The organism is Mesorhizobium sp. M0563 (genome assembly GCF_040321065.1).
Lineage (GTDB): Bacteria > Pseudomonadota > Alphaproteobacteria > Rhizobiales > Rhizobiaceae > Mesorhizobium.
In genome coordinates this window covers 159,062-172,395 of record NZ_JAMYQV010000002.1, presented here as the reverse complement: position 1 = coordinate 172,395, position 13,334 = coordinate 159,062, and the positions used below count along the sequence as shown (strand labels likewise).

Below are 13,334 nucleotides of genomic sequence, written 5' to 3'. Positions count from 1 at the left end.
CAGCCTGGCATTTTTGTCGCAAAATGTGTCATTTAAGCCGATCTGACTACTTTTTAGGCTAATTTGACTAGTTATTAAGCCGATCTGATTGCTTTTGAAGAGGACCCGTCCGCTCGATCCTCGTCGCCAACAACAGGGGTCACCGAGATCCGGTTCCGGAGCGTCAAGGCAATCCCAAGTCGAAATCGAAGCGGCGTGCGACGGCCTGAGGACCGCGTGCACTCCAGGCGACAGCGGCCACGTGGTGCCCGCTTGGGCGGAACTCAATGAGCCTGAGGGGTTCAACCAATTCCAGCGGCGGCGAGAGGATATAGGCTTCGCCGCTCCCGTCCATCCCTATCTCGAGTCCCTCTCCGGAGAGGCCGACGCCGACAGCCTTGAGCGCGGCTTCGCGACAAGTCCAAAGCCGGCAGAACATGAGGCGGCGGGCCTCTGGCGCCAGCGACTCAAGTTGTGCGATCTCGCCAGGCGCGAACAGAGAACGGGCAATGGACATCTCCCCGCTCCTCGAGGCGACGCGTTCGACATCCACGCCGACTTGCCCGGCGGCAGCCACGGCCACAAGGGCAAGCTCCCCCGAATGCGAAAGATTGAAGGAGAGGCGCCCGTCAGCAAGGAACGGCTTTCCCTGCGGGGTCTGCCGCAGATCGAGCTCTCCCGGCGCCCGACCGGTGTAAATGGACAGCACCCCGCGTAAGCCGGCATGAGCTGCCAGATGGCGCCGCTGATCCTGCTCGAAAACAAACCGGCCGCCCCTGGTCAATTCAGCTGGATTGAGCACGGCCAGGTCCGACTGCGAAAGGGGAGCATCGAGGGCGACCCGCCACACATGGACGTCGATCCCGAGAGCCGGCACCACCCGCCCACCACCGTGCGGCAAGACAACTCCGCTCTGCTTCATCTTGCAGTTTTCTCGGCCGGGCGAGGGGTGGGGCTTGGCCTGCTGCAGCAATATGGCATTGACAACCGCTCCCAAGCTTGCCCGTTAACACCATAAACGCACGCGACCCTTATAACACCTCTCGGCACGCTCATCATCAGCCACGCTCTAACGCGCCAGAGTGAACCAGTCCAACGGCCGGAGGGACTTGGCCGTGTTGCGGGTGCGCACCGATGTGAAACAACGAGTCTCAAAGCACCGATCGATGCGAAGCCGGATCATCGCAGTCGGCTGTTGTGGCGCAGCACGAGGCCGACCGCGCCGAGCAATGCATCGTTCTCCGTGTGCTTGCCAACGATTATCCGCGTGCGCAGCGCGGGCGCCACATCGCGGGACTTGATGAGCGTGTGGCGTTCATATGACGCGATCAGTGGCGTGAGGAGAATGTCGCCCGCCAAGGCCATGCGGCCGCCGATGATAATGAGCGGCGGATTGAGCACCGAACCGATCAAGCCGAGCCCACGGCCGGCGAACTCGGCGGTGTCCCTCGATCATCCGCAGCGCCCTTACGTCGCCCTGCTCGGCCATCATGATCACGTCGTCCATCGTGACCGGCCGCCGCACGATGCGCGAAATCTGCTCGAGCGGCCGGGCAAAGCTGGCATAGAGCTCCAGGCATCCGCGATTGCCGCACCGGCAAAGGTCACCGCCGGGATCGATGCTGATGTGCCCGAATTCGCCGGCGCCGCCGGCGATGCCGCTCACCAGCCGGCCGTGCTGGACAATGGCCCGCCGACGCCCAGATCGACCTTGAACAGCACGAAGTCGTCTTGGCCGACGGCCGCCCCCACATCAACTCCGCAATGGCCGAGCAGTTGCTCTCATTTTCGGCGAAGATCGGCTGTTCGAGGGTCGGCCCAAACAAGGTCGGAACGATACTCGCGCACAGCACACCGCCGCACCTAAGGCGCTACGCCTTGACCAGCGACATTGGTCGATCCCGTGTCAGTCGATCCGAATGCTTGAGACCCCAGTGCGCAAGCGGAGCAAGAGCGTCGTCCAGCTCCAGACCTAGGTCAGTCAACGAGTATGCGACGCGAGGCGGAACCTCCCCAAAATCGTGTCGGTCAAGGAGTCCGTCCGCCACCATCTCTCGCAAATGCTGGATGAGCATCTTCTCGCTCATGTCGGGAATAAGGCGACGCAACTCGCCAAACCGCCGCGGCTGCTTCCGGCAAAGCCAGAGGATCGTGCCTTTCCACTTGCCGCTGATCACAAGGAATGCCGGCCCCAGGCCGCAGGCTTCAGGTAAGTTCGTTGCCATCACATCGCTCCGATAGGGTACCTACAAAATAGTAGGTACTTGCCAAACCGGCGGTAAGTCAATCACCTTGCGCCTCCCTCGTGGCGTTATCGCGCCGCAGGCAAGCAAAAGGACTTTCCCATGGATATCCCATCCAAGAATTTTTCCGCCGCACCCGATCCACGACGCTGGATTGCATTGGCGGTACTTTGCGTAGCCTTCTTTATGGTTTGCCTTGACGGACAGATCGTCCTCCTCGCCTTACCCTCGATCGAGGCACAACTCGGTTTCACCCCATCCGCGGTGCAGTGGGTGATGAGCGCCTACATGCTGGCTCTGGGCGGGCTTCTGCTTCTCGGGGGTCGAGTATCGGATCTGTTGGGTCGGCGGCGCCTGTTCATGGCGAGCACAGCTGCTTTCCTTGTCGCCTCGCTGGCGTGCGGGCTTTCCGGCAATCCAGGATTTCTCATCGGTGCCCGGGTTGTTCAAGGAATTGCTGCTGCCGTATTGACCCCCAGCGCCCTATCGATCCTCATGACCACCTTCGAGGGAAATGAACGGAATCGAGCCCTGGGGCTATGGTCCGCGATGGGAGCCGGCGGGGCCACCGCCGCGCTGCTGGTGGGTGGACCGCTTGCCGATTGGCTCGGTTGGCGCTGGGTGTTCTTCATTAATGTCCCCATCTGCGCCATGATCCTGGGGCTCAGCCCGTTCACGCTGCGCGAGAGCCGTGCTATCGGCAGCCGCGGTGGCTTCGATCTCGGCGCCGTGACGATTACCGCGGCGCTCGTGGCATTCGTACTGGCGATCACCGAGGTTCCCAGCGTTGGCTGGGCCCATCCGCAAACCCTGGGCCTGTTGGGTGCAACGCTCGGACTGTTCGGCGCATTCGTGCTGATCGAAAGGCGGGTGAATAACCCGCTTGTTCCCCTTGCCATCTTTCGGTCTCGCTCATTTGTCGGCGGGAACCTGACCATGCTCTTCGCCGGGGCGCTCGTATTCGGCATGGCACTTTTGGTGTCGCTTTATGCCCAGAAGGTCCTGGGTTACTCGCCGCTTGTCGTTGGCCTTGGCACGATGATCTATGCAATCCTGTCGATCGTCTCCTCAACACTGACGGGTAAATGGATCGGTCGGGCCGGGGCGCGTGCGATTGCCGTGATCGCCATGCTCTTGATGGGCGCTGGGTGCGCACTCTTCACCTTCATTGTTCCCGAAGGCACCTACCTCGCGCATCTGCTTCCGGGCTTGATCGCCTTCGGGCCTGGTATCGGAATGGCTGCCGTTGCCGGTTCCGTTGCAGCTCTCTCGAAGGTCAAGGAAGCCGACGCAGGCCTCGCGTCCGGGATAAACAGCGCGATGTTCCAGATTGGCGCTGCTCTGGGGGTAGCTATCACCGCCACCGTCGCTGTCTCGATGACGGGGACGTCGGATACCCCCGCAGCACTGACCGCAGGGTATGCGGCGGGCTTTTGGGCCTGTGTGATCATCGCCGCCACCGGTGCAACGCTTGCGCTGCTCCTTCTTTCGCGGGACAGAACGCCGGCCCCTGCGCCGGTGCACGTCGGGGTATGAGGAATTGGGGAGCCGCCGTCGCGGCTCCCCTACCAGATGCGCAAACGCGAGGCGGCACAGCCTGCGACGGGCCATATGGGTTGCATCATACAAGTCAATATGTAGGCTATGCCGATGCTTAGACGCGTCTACGAAACCAGAACTGCTCAGCAGCGCGCGCCCCGGCCCGATCGAGTTCCGCGACGCCTTGGGCCGACAGCGAATCGAGTTGTAGTTGCCCCGCGTCGACGACGATACGCTGGCTGACGTCGCCGACGTGGTTGCCCAGCCTGGCTCAGCGCGGCCAGAGTTGTGCATTAGATATTTGAGGTCCACATGCCGCTGCTTGGCGGCAACGCATCGAGGAGAGCAAGATGGTTATTCGTCAATGGCGCGCTCGCGCCGCGGCGTCCAATCCGCACGGTTATCCCAACCACTTCAGAACCAGTGTCCTTCCGGCATTGCTCCAGACGGCCGGATTTCTCGGAGCGCAGTTGAGCGTGCGCAAAGTTGATGCCGAAATCGAATTTCAGGTGCAGACCCGGTGGCAATCGATGGAGGCCATCGGCAGATTTGCCGGGTCAGATGTCGAAAAGGCGGTCGTCGAACCGGGCGCTGTCGCCGAGCTGCTCTCCTTCGATCCGCGTGTATGCCACTACGACGTCATTGAGGACGCAGGGAAGTCGTCCGGATCAAGCGGAGCCTGACCGAGTGTTCCAGCCATCATCCCGTGCAAAACTCGAATTCCAGCCGACCGCCGGGAGTGTATCCCGCATCGCCGCGCGAGGAGAGGATGACGAACCGCTTGCCGGCGGGCAGCGAACCCCGAAGCTGGGTTCATTTTGGACGCTGGTGCACCGCCTCCCCGGGAGGCCGAGAATGTCGGCAGCGGCGAGGGATATGGCGCCATCCACGACGGCTTCACCCGCCTTTCCCGCTCTTTCGCCGGATCAGCTCGAAAACACCTGAAATATCCTCATCTCCGAATCCGCCTCCCACCCGTTTGCGGAACAGGTCCAGCATGGGGTCGAGCAGATCGGTGGCGACGCCCTGCTCCCGGGTAGCTGTGAGGATGTTGTCCAGTGAGGCGGCCTGCATCCCGAGGTTCGACACCACATTCACGCCATGCCTGCCGCTGTCGATCTTCTCCGCATATCCCGGCAGCTCGCCCATCATCGCGGTCATCCATGGGCCAAGGAGCTTGAGGAAAGCGCCCGCGCCAATGCCTTCGGAATCTACGAGCGCGGTAGCGTGGAAGAAGCCGGCGAAAAGGCCATACATGCCGCTAAGAAGGGCCAAGTCGTGCAGCGATGCCAGCCCGGCATCCCCGCCGAGATAGTTCGCGGCGCCAAGCGCCTCGAGCGTTCGGGCGTGCGCATCGAAGGCCGCTTTGGAGCCGCTGTAGAGGATAAGCGCATGTTCGCCGCCGATCATCGGAGGCGTCGCCATGATGCCGCCGTCGAGATAGGCGGCGCCCAGCTTGGCAATCCGCTCGGCCGTGGCGCGCGCCTGTGCCGGCGTGCCGTTGGTCAGATTGACCAGCGAACGCCCGGAGAGCGCCGATGCCGCATCATCGATCACCGAATCCGACGCGGCATAGTCCAGCACGCACATCACGGTGACGTCGCTTGCGGCGGTCGGGTCGGCGGCGGACTTCACCTCGCGCGCGCCTTTGGCAAGCAGTGATGCGGCCTTGCCGGGCGTGCGGTTCCAGACCGTGACCGTGTGGCCCTGCGAAAGAAATCGGGCGGTCAGCGCCTGCCCCATAGCCCCGAGGCCGAGGATCGAGATATTGGCCATGTACGTGCGTCCTTCTACGTTCCGAATTGCAGCCCCGCCCCACGGCGGCGGCTACAAAGAGATGCAATATTGGACGCAGAAGCAGTAGTGGGTTATCTGTAGACCTATCGTCCACATTTAGGAACGATGAGAGCTCCGGATGCTGAATCTCAACGACCTCCTCGTTTTCGTTCAAGTAGTTGATCATGGCGGCTTCGCTGCGGCGGGGCGTGCCCTGGGCATCCCCAAGTCCACTCTCAGCAAGCGGCTCTCCGAGCTGGAAAAGGCGATCGGCGTGCGTCTGGTCCAGCGGACCTCGCGCAGCTTCACCGTGACCGAGATCGGCCGAGATTTTCATCGTCATGCCGCCGCCATGCTGATCGAAGCGGAGGCGGCCGAGCATGTGATCAAGGGTCGCCTTGCGGAACCGAGCGGAACGGTGCGGATCACGGCATCGCTGCCGATCGCCCAGTTCCGTCTAGCGCCGATCCTTCCGCGTCTCGCGGCGAGCTATCCGAAGGTCCGCATCATGCTCGACGTCTCCGACAGGTTCGTGGACATCGTGCAGGAAGGTTTCGACATCGCCATCCGCAACCACTTCGCCCCGTTGCCGGATACCGAACTCGTGCAACGTCGCATCGATTACGACCCCGCCTGGCTCGTCGCCTCGCTCGACTATATTCGGAAGAACGGCATGCCTTCTCGACCCGAGGAAGCGAACGGGCTCGATGGGGTTATGGCATCGTCGTCGGAGAGGGTCTGGACGCTTCACGATGGGCAAGGCGTCGTTGCGGAGGTCACGCCATCTCCGCGCTATATCGCCAACGAAACCGTCTCCTTGCGGGAAGCCGCAAGGGCCGGGCTCGGCGTGGCTTGCCTGGCAGGGAGCTTCTGTGCGCCGCTGATCGAGTCCGGCGCGCTTGTCCGCATCTTACCGGACTGGACAGCGCGTGGCGTGGCGACGACTCTGCTGATGCCGCATCGTCGCGGGCAGCTTCCCTCCGTTAGGGTCGTTGCCGACCATCTGATCGCTGAACTCTCGCAACGGCCACAAGGTGCAGACCTAATCAATGCAGGCTGATAGTCGTTGGGCGGGCACGTTGGAATCCTGGGCCGATCGCTGGGGTGTCGTGGGCGCCGAAGTGTGATGTCCGCTTACGTGCGACCAGACCCCAAATGTCGCAAAATGAGGGCTGAGCCGTCATCGCCTCAACGGATTCGAACTCAATCAGTCGCCGCCGCTGCTAGGCTGGCGTGCTCTGGCCGGCGCGTGCGCCGTAGGCGGCGGCAAATGGCGGTGTTTGGTGCACCCGAAGGGATTCGAACTCATGACCTCTGCCTTCGGACGGCAAGGTTTACCTGGAACGTAGCCATATCATCGCAGTCGGCTATTGTGGCGCAGCACGAGGCCGACCGCGCCGAGCAATGCATCGTTCTCCGTGTGCTTGCCAACGATTATCCGCGTGCGCAGCGCGGGCGCCACATCGCGGGACTTGATGAGCGTGTGGCGTTCATATGACGCGATCAGTGGCGCCAGGAGAATGTCACCCGCCAAGGCCATGCGGCCGCCGATGATAATGAGCGGCGGATTGAGCACCGAACCGATCAAGCCGAGCCCACGGCCGGCGAACTCGGCGGTGTCCTCGATCATCCGCAGCGCCCTTACGTCGCCCTGCTCGGCCATCATGATCACGTCGTCCATCGTGACCGGCCGCCGCACGATGCGCGAAATCTGCTCGAGCGGCCGGGCAAAGCTGGCATAGAGCTCCAGGCATCCGCGATTGCCGCACCGGCAAAGGTCACCGCCGGGATCGATGCTGATATGCCCGAATTCGCCGGCGCCGCCGGCGATGCCGCTCACCAGCCGGCCATGCTGGACAATGGCCCCGCCGACCCCCAGATCGACCTTGAACAGCACGAAATCGTCCTGGCCTACGGCAGCCCCCCACATCAGCTCCGCAATGGCCGAGCAGTTGCTCTCATTGTCGGCGAAGATCGGCTGTTCGAGGACCGGCCCGAACACATCGCGGATGTTGACCCCGGCCCAGGTCGGAACGATACTCGCGCGCAGCACCACTCCTTCGCGGCTGACTGGGCCCGAGACGGAGACCCCAACCCCCAGGAGCCCCGCCATCGGCAGACCGTTCTCTTCGTAGCATCGGGCAATTACTGACTTGGCGAGCTGGGCCGCCTGTTGCGGCTGGTAGTCCAGACCCATGGGGATAGTTTGTTCGGCAACGAAAGAATGCGAGACGTCGGCGACGACGCAGCGCATCTCGTCGAGGCCCAGATGGATGCCGACGCAGGTGCCCGCAGCGGGATTGAGCGTCAATGTCGTGGCAGGCCTGCCGATACCCCTGGCCGCGTCATGATGGACCGAGGATTCGATCACCATCCCCGACTTTCTCAAGCCATTGAGCGCGGTTGAAACCGTCGACCGCGCCAAACCGGTAATGCGGGTAATTTGCGACGCAGAAAGCACGCCGCGCTCGCGCAGGCATCGGACGATCAGGCTCTCCGGCGACGCGGACGGCCTGTCGATCAGCCAATTTCTAAGCGAAGGTTTGTTCATGATGAGCACAAAGCACGTTGACTGATAGCCCAAATATGTCATCTTGGAAAGAACGGAGATTACTGCATCTCACCGGCCACGACCTCAAATCGCGGGCCACAAGCGGTCGATACGAACCGTGCATCACATATGGGAGTGAAACGATGAAATATCTGAGGACGGCCTTTGCAGCCGCTACCGCCTTCACCTTGGTTACCGGAACAGCGCTCGCGGAGCCCAAGACTAACCTCTTGCATCAATGGGCAACCGGTTCGGACGCCCAGGCTATCGCCAAGCTCGGCGAGATGTTTACCGCCAAGGGTGGCACCTGGCAGCAGACCTCCATCGCAGGCCATACGGCCAACACATTGGCCAAACTGCGTGCCGATGTGATCGCCGGCAACGCACCTCCCGCTGTGCAGCTCAAAGGCCCCGAGATCGCCGAATGGAACGAGACGGGCATGACAGCCAATCTCGACGACCTGGCGAAGGCGGAAAATTGGGAGAAGGTCGTCGCTCCCGAATTGCTGCCGGTGATGAAGCCGACGGGGAATTGGGTGGCGGCGCCGATGAACATCCACCGCATCAACTGGCTGTGGGCATCGCCGAAGGTCATGAAGGATGCGGGCGTCACCGAGATGCCGAAGACATGGGCGGAGTTCAACGCCGCCTGCGACAAGATCGTGGCCAGCGGCAAGATCTGCATTTCGCACTCGACCGCCGACTGGACCGACTCGACGGTTTTCGAAGTGGTCGTGTACGGTCAGGATCTCGATCTCTACAAGAAAGCTTTCGTCGAGGGCGACGTCGATGCCATGCGCAGCGACGGCATGGTCAAGGCCTTCGAGCAGTTCCGCACCATGACCTCGAAGTACATGGACCCCGGCATGAACGGGCGCGACTGGGATACCATGTCGCACCTGGTCGGCCGTGGCGAGGCCGCCTTCCACATCATGGGCGACTGGACGCTCGGCCTGCTAACGGCCGGCGGCTTCAAGGAGGGCACCGACTATGTCTGCGCCCAGGCGCCGACCGATTGGGGCAAGCCGGGCTTCATCCTGAATTCGGACTCGGTCGTGTTCTTCAAGCAGAAGGATCCGGACTACATCGAAGGACAGAAGCTGCTTGCCAGCACTATCCTGTCGCCCGAGTTCCAGACCATTTTCAATCAGACCAAAGGCTCCATCCCGGCCCGCCTCGACGTCGATCTTTCGAACGGCTTCAATCCCTGCCAGCAACTCTCGCAAAAGGATCTGCAAGCCTCGATCGCCGCCGGCACGCTCGTGCGTTCGATGGCGCACAACATGACGGTGCCGCAAAAAGTCCGCGGCGCAATCATGGATACAATCACCGAGTTTGTAGCAACGCCGGATATGAGTGCGCAGGACGCGGCCAATGCGATGGCGGATGCGGCCGAAGCGCAGAAGTGAAGCTGCCGATGATGGCCGGGGGCGAAGCGCCCGGCCTGACTTCGCCGGAGCAGCCCGATGTCCACCCATGACCTGATTGTGCCAGGAGCAGCCGCTACGACCCGGCCATGGCGCGAGCGCCTCGGCACGATGGTGCCCATTCTGGTGCTGGCGCCGTCGATAGCGGCGAGCTTCGTCTATGTTTTCGTCTTCACGCTCTGGACGCTCTACATCTCGCTGTCCAATTCGTCACTGTTGCCGACCTATGGGTTCGTCGGCCTGGACAATTACGCTTCACTCTGGGCAAACCGGCGCTGGAACATCGCCTATACGAATCTCTTCCTGTTCAGCGGCTTCTATATCGTTGGCTCGATGGCGGTTGGCCTGCTGCTCGCGATCGCCATCGACCAACGCGTCCGCGGCGAGGCGGTTTGGCGCACTATCTTCCTCTATCCGTTGGCGGTGTCCTTCATCGTCACCGGTACGGTGTGGAGCTGGCTCTATAACCCTGTCGACGGTATCCAGGCCTTCGTTCGCGGGCTTGGCTGGACCGACTTCAGCTTCGCCCTGACGGCCAACCGCAACACGGCGATCTATGCGGTGATCATAACCGGTATCTGGCAGTCGTCCGGCTTCGCGATGGCACTTTTCCTGGCCGGTCTGCGGTCGGTCGATCCGGATCTCGTCAAAGCCGCGCAAATCGACGGCGCGTCGGTTTTCCGGACCTATCGCAGGGTCATCCTGCCCACCATCGCTCCGATATTCCTGGCGGTGGCGGTCATTCAGATACAATTCGCCATCAAGACCTTCGACCTGGTGGCGGCGTTGACGCGGGGTGGGCCAGGCGTGTCCACCACCTTCCCCGCCATCTATGTCTACGACCTGATGTTCCAGCGCGGGCAAATCGGCGAGGGTGCCGCCGCGGCGATGATGATGCTCGCGGCAGTCGCGGTGGTGCTGGTGCCGTACTCGTTGTGGATCGTCTGGCGCCGGCGGGCGGAGGGCCGCAATGGCTGAAATTGCCCCCAATGCCAGCTTTGACCCGGCCCGCCCCAATCCGACCGGCTTTGATCCGGAAGCTGCCGCAGCCACGCGCCGGCATTTCTGGAGCCGCTTCCTTGTTTATGCCGTGCTGGCGCTTTTCGCGATGGTCTATCTCGTGCCGTTGCTGGTGGTGATCTTCAACTCATTGCGCGAGCAGTCGGAGATTGCCCGCAACGGCCTCATCTCCGTACCTCGCAGCTTCCGGTTCGATGCGTGGGCGCAGGCCTGGGGATCCTACTGTGTCAGCGGTACCTGCGAGGGCATGAAGCGCAATTTCTTCAACTCGCTGGCGATGACGATCCCCGCCACAATCATCTCGACCATTCTCGGCGCCATGAACGGCTACATCCTCTCCAAATGGCGCTTCAGGGGTTCCGAACTGATCTTCAATCTGATGCTGCTCGGCGTATTCATGCCCGGCCAGATTTCGCTGATGCCGTGGGCGTTCCTGCTCGGCAAGCTCGGCCTGACCAATTCCACATATGGGCTGGTGTTGATCCACGTCGTCCAGGGCATCTCGTTCACCACCCTGTTCTGCCGCAATTTCTACGTCAGCATACCGGACGACCTTATCAAGGCGGCGCGCATTGACGGCGCCGGCTTCTGGCGAATCTTCCGCAAGATCATCCTGCCCCTGTCGCCGCCCATTCTGATTGTCACCGTCATCTGGCAGTTCACCGGCATCTGGAACGAGTATCTGTTCGGCGTCGTCTTCACGTCGGGCCAGCAGCAGCCGATTACGGCGGCGTTGGTCGCGCTCACGGCCGGCGGCACGACCGCACGTGCTTACGATGTGATGAGCGCAGCCGTGCTGATCGGCGCGTTGCCACCGCTGCTGATCTATCTGTTCGGTGGCAAATACTTCGTGCGCGGCCTCACGCAGGGCGCCATCAAATGAGGCGTCGCCCATGTCCGCGTTGATGATCCGCAACCTTCACAAGAGCTACGGCTCGCTCGAGATACTTTCCGGCATCAATCTCGAGGCTAAGACCGGAGAATTCGTCGCGCTTGTCGGTCCGTCGGGTTGCGGCAAGTCAACCTTGCTCGCCATGATTGCCGGCCTGGAAACCGTCACGTCGGGAGAGATTTGGATCGGCGACCGGCTGGTGAACTCGGTGCAACCCAAGGACCGCGACATTGCGATGGTGTTCCAGTCATACGCCCTCTATCCCACGATGACGGTGCGCCAGAACATCACCTTCGGCATGGAAAGCCGCGGCGTGCCCAAAGCGGTGCAAGCGGAAGCTGTCCAGCGCGTTGCCGCACTCCTGCAGATCGAACAGCTGCTTAAACGCAAGCCTGGCCAGCTCTCGGGCGGCCAGCGGCAGCGCGTTGCGATGGGGCGTGCCCTCGTCCGCGACCCGAAGCTGTTTTTGTTCGACGAGCCCCTGTCCAATCTCGACGCCAAGCTGCGCGTCGACATGCGTACCGAAATCAAGAAGCTCCACCATCGCGTCGGCAAGACCACGGTGTATGTCACCCACGATCAGGTCGAGGCGATGACGCTTGCATCCCGCATTGCGGTGATGAACCAGGGCTCGGTACAGCAGTTCGACACGCCGAAGCGGATCTACGACCGGCCGACAAACATGTTCGTTGCCGGTTTCATGGGATCGCCGGCGATGAATTTCATCCCGGCGCGGCTTACCGGCTCGACCAGCATCTCGGTACGCGCCGCTGACGGCAGCGACGCCAGCCTTGCCCTTGCTGCGCCGATGCCCGCCGGTGCGCCAAAGGACGTCGTGCTCGGTATCCGGCCGGAACACATCTACCGTTTCACGACCGACCTGAAGTCGCGCAAACCTGCTGTGGCGTCCATGCAGGCGCCGGTCGAGCTGGTCGAGCCGACCGGGGCCGAGACGCTTGCCGTGCTCAGGCTGGATGACCTGGAGATCACCGGCCGCTTCGAGCCGGACGACGCTCCCGTCATGGGCGAGACGATAACGCTGGGCATCGATATGTCGCGCGCCTGCCTGTTCGATCCAACAACCAAGGCGCTTCTGTAATTTGATGTCCGTACAATTCGCAACCTATCCGAGCTTGGCCGATCGGGTCGTGCTGATCTCCGGCGGCGCCTCCGGCATCGGCGCCGATATGGTCTGCGCCTTCGCCTCGAATGGCGCCCGGGTAGCCTTTCTCGATGTGCAGGACGAACCAGCGGAGGCGTTGCTGCGCGAGCTCGGCGGTACCGCCGGGCGGGCTCCCTTATATCTCCATTGCGACGTGACCGACGTCGATGCGTTAAAGGCGTCGGTAGAAGGCGTGCGCGCGCGGCTTGGTCCGGTCGCCGTCCTGGTGAATAACGCTGCCAATGATCAGCGCCATCCCATCGACGCAGTGACGGCCGAATATTGGGACCGCAGCTTCGACATCAATCTCCGGCATCACTTCTTCGCCGCTCAAGCTGTGCATCCGCATATGCAGGAACTCGGCTTCGGCTCGATCATAAACTTCTCCTCAATTGCCTGGCGTTTCGGAGCGGACCAGATGGTGGCCTACGCCACCGCCAAAGGGGCTGTGGTGGCGCTGACGCGTGCGTTGGCGCGGTCGTTCGGACCCGACAACATCCGCGTCAATGCAGTCGAACCCGGCGCCGTCATGACCGAGCGGCAGCGCGAGCTGTGGTTCAAGACGCAGGAGGCAGTCGACCAGACGGTGCAGCGGCAATTGATCCGTCGCGTCCTCCTGGGCGAGGAGATTGCACGGACCGTGCTCTTCCTGGCAGCGGATGACAGCCGCATGATCACGAAGCAGTCCATCACCGTCGATGCCGGCCTGCGCTAGTGACCCCTCTCCGCCCTCCATTGGAACCGC

14 protein-coding genes and 1 pseudogene are annotated in these 13,334 nt (G+C 62.3%); 8 read left to right on the top strand and 7 right to left on the bottom strand.

Annotated elements, in window-relative coordinates:
* Nucleotides 1-163 precede the first annotated feature (163 nt).
* The 4 genes from NKI50_RS03490 to NKI50_RS03475 form a co-directional block, all read right to left on the bottom strand.
* Entirely contained in the window at nucleotides 164-901 is a 738-nt protein-coding gene (locus tag NKI50_RS03490; RefSeq protein ID WP_352642734.1) for a 4'-phosphopantetheinyl transferase family protein, read from the bottom strand.
* A 257-nt stretch (nucleotides 902-1,158) separates the two neighbouring features.
* Nucleotides 1,159-1,392: a hypothetical protein gene (locus NKI50_RS03485; RefSeq protein WP_352642732.1), complete on the bottom strand. Its 234-nt coding sequence runs from the start codon at nucleotides 1,390-1,392 to the stop codon at nucleotides 1,159-1,161.
* Entirely contained in the window at nucleotides 1,295-1,645 is a 351-nt protein-coding gene (locus NKI50_RS03480) for an ROK family protein (RefSeq protein WP_352715395.1), read from the bottom strand. The genes NKI50_RS03485 and NKI50_RS03480 overlap by 98 nt, the downstream gene beginning before the upstream one ends.
* A 205-nt stretch (nucleotides 1,646-1,850) precedes the next feature.
* Nucleotides 1,851-2,204, bottom strand: a complete 354-nt coding sequence (locus NKI50_RS03475) for a winged helix-turn-helix transcriptional regulator (protein WP_023720297.1) — start codon at nucleotides 2,202-2,204, stop codon at nucleotides 1,851-1,853.
* A gap of 120 nt (nucleotides 2,205-2,324) precedes the next feature.
* Here NKI50_RS03475 and NKI50_RS03470 point away from each other — a divergent pair, with 120 nt between their 5' ends.
* A complete protein-coding gene (locus NKI50_RS03470) occupies nucleotides 2,325-3,758 on the top strand; it encodes an MFS transporter (protein WP_352715392.1) in 1,434 nt (477 codons plus the stop codon).
* Nucleotides 3,759-4,231: 473 nt separating this feature from the next.
* Nucleotides 4,232-4,444: a hypothetical protein gene (locus NKI50_RS03465; protein ID WP_352715389.1), complete on the top strand. Its 213-nt coding sequence runs from the start codon at nucleotides 4,232-4,234 to the stop codon at nucleotides 4,442-4,444.
* Between the two features lie 214 nt (nucleotides 4,445-4,658).
* On the opposite strand, the gene NKI50_RS03460 is transcribed toward NKI50_RS03465, so the two are convergent.
* Nucleotides 4,659-5,537, bottom strand: coding sequence for an NAD(P)-dependent oxidoreductase (locus tag NKI50_RS03460; RefSeq protein ID WP_352715387.1), 879 nt, complete (start codon nucleotides 5,535-5,537; stop codon nucleotides 4,659-4,661).
* 139 nt (nucleotides 5,538-5,676) lie between these two features.
* Between NKI50_RS03460 and NKI50_RS03455 the strand changes: the two genes are divergently transcribed.
* Nucleotides 5,677-6,597 carry a LysR substrate-binding domain-containing protein gene (locus NKI50_RS03455; RefSeq protein ID WP_352715384.1) on the top strand — a complete coding sequence of 307 codons (921 nt, stop codon included), beginning with the start codon at nucleotides 5,677-5,679 and terminating at the stop codon, nucleotides 6,595-6,597.
* Between the two features lie 294 nt (nucleotides 6,598-6,891).
* On the opposite strand, the gene NKI50_RS03450 is transcribed toward NKI50_RS03455, so the two are convergent.
* Both NKI50_RS03450 and NKI50_RS03445 read right to left on the bottom strand, forming a co-directional pair.
* Complete coding sequence (locus NKI50_RS03450) at nucleotides 6,892-7,848, bottom strand: ROK family protein (RefSeq protein ID WP_352494793.1); 957 nt, start codon at nucleotides 7,846-7,848, stop codon at nucleotides 6,892-6,894.
* Between the two features lie 66 nt (nucleotides 7,849-7,914).
* Nucleotides 7,915-8,088: pseudogene (locus NKI50_RS03445) on the bottom strand (ArsR family transcriptional regulator); the annotation flags it as partial.
* 143 nt (nucleotides 8,089-8,231) lie between these two features.
* Here NKI50_RS03445 and NKI50_RS03440 point away from each other — a divergent pair.
* Genes NKI50_RS03440 through NKI50_RS03420 form a run of 5 tightly spaced genes read left to right on the top strand, consistent with a single transcriptional unit; the run spans nucleotide 8,232 to nucleotide 13,304 of the window.
* Nucleotides 8,232-9,497, top strand: a complete 1,266-nt coding sequence (locus NKI50_RS03440; protein ID WP_352640243.1) for an ABC transporter substrate-binding protein — start codon at nucleotides 8,232-8,234, stop codon at nucleotides 9,495-9,497.
* A 57-nt stretch (nucleotides 9,498-9,554) separates the two neighbouring features.
* Entirely contained in the window at nucleotides 9,555-10,493 is a 939-nt protein-coding gene (locus tag NKI50_RS03435) for a carbohydrate ABC transporter permease (protein WP_352515695.1), read from the top strand.
* Nucleotides 10,486-11,418, top strand: a complete 933-nt coding sequence (locus NKI50_RS03430; RefSeq protein ID WP_023720289.1) for a carbohydrate ABC transporter permease — start codon at nucleotides 10,486-10,488, stop codon at nucleotides 11,416-11,418. The genes NKI50_RS03435 and NKI50_RS03430 overlap by 8 nt, the downstream gene beginning before the upstream one ends.
* Nucleotides 11,419-11,428: 10 nt before the next feature.
* Nucleotides 11,429-12,526 carry an ABC transporter ATP-binding protein gene (locus NKI50_RS03425; RefSeq protein WP_352715380.1) on the top strand — a complete coding sequence of 366 codons (1,098 nt, stop codon included), beginning with the start codon at nucleotides 11,429-11,431 and terminating at the stop codon, nucleotides 12,524-12,526.
* A 4-nt stretch (nucleotides 12,527-12,530) separates the two neighbouring features.
* Nucleotides 12,531-13,304, top strand: coding sequence for an SDR family NAD(P)-dependent oxidoreductase (locus NKI50_RS03420; RefSeq protein WP_352494758.1), 774 nt, complete (start codon nucleotides 12,531-12,533; stop codon nucleotides 13,302-13,304).
* The last annotated feature ends 30 nt before the right edge of the window (nucleotides 13,305-13,334 follow it).

What these genes read in the sequence shown, in the direction of transcription:
- NKI50_RS03430 (WP_023720289.1), top strand. Translation starts at nt 10,486, where the DNA reads ATGGCTGAAATTGCCCCCAATGCCAGCTTTGACCCGGCCCGCCCCAAT.
- NKI50_RS03455 (WP_352715384.1), top strand. Translation starts at nt 5,677, where the DNA reads ATGCTGAATCTCAACGACCTCCTCGTTTTCGTTCAAGTAGTTGATCAT.
- NKI50_RS03490 (WP_352642734.1), bottom strand. Translation starts at nt 901, where the DNA reads ATGAAGCAGAGCGGAGTTGTCTTGCCGCACGGTGGTGGGCGGGTGGTG.
- NKI50_RS03435 (WP_352515695.1), top strand. Translation starts at nt 9,555, where the DNA reads ATGTCCACCCATGACCTGATTGTGCCAGGAGCAGCCGCTACGACCCGG.
- NKI50_RS03475 (WP_023720297.1), bottom strand. Translation starts at nt 2,204, where the DNA reads ATGGCAACGAACTTACCTGAAGCCTGCGGCCTGGGGCCGGCATTCCTT.
- NKI50_RS03470 (WP_352715392.1), top strand. Translation starts at nt 2,325, where the DNA reads ATGGATATCCCATCCAAGAATTTTTCCGCCGCACCCGATCCACGACGC.
- NKI50_RS03460 (WP_352715387.1), bottom strand. Translation starts at nt 5,537, where the DNA reads ATGGCCAATATCTCGATCCTCGGCCTCGGGGCTATGGGGCAGGCGCTG.
- NKI50_RS03420 (WP_352494758.1), top strand. Translation starts at nt 12,531, where the DNA reads ATGTCCGTACAATTCGCAACCTATCCGAGCTTGGCCGATCGGGTCGTG.
- NKI50_RS03425 (WP_352715380.1), top strand. Translation starts at nt 11,429, where the DNA reads ATGTCCGCGTTGATGATCCGCAACCTTCACAAGAGCTACGGCTCGCTC.
- NKI50_RS03440 (WP_352640243.1), top strand. Translation starts at nt 8,232, where the DNA reads ATGAAATATCTGAGGACGGCCTTTGCAGCCGCTACCGCCTTCACCTTG.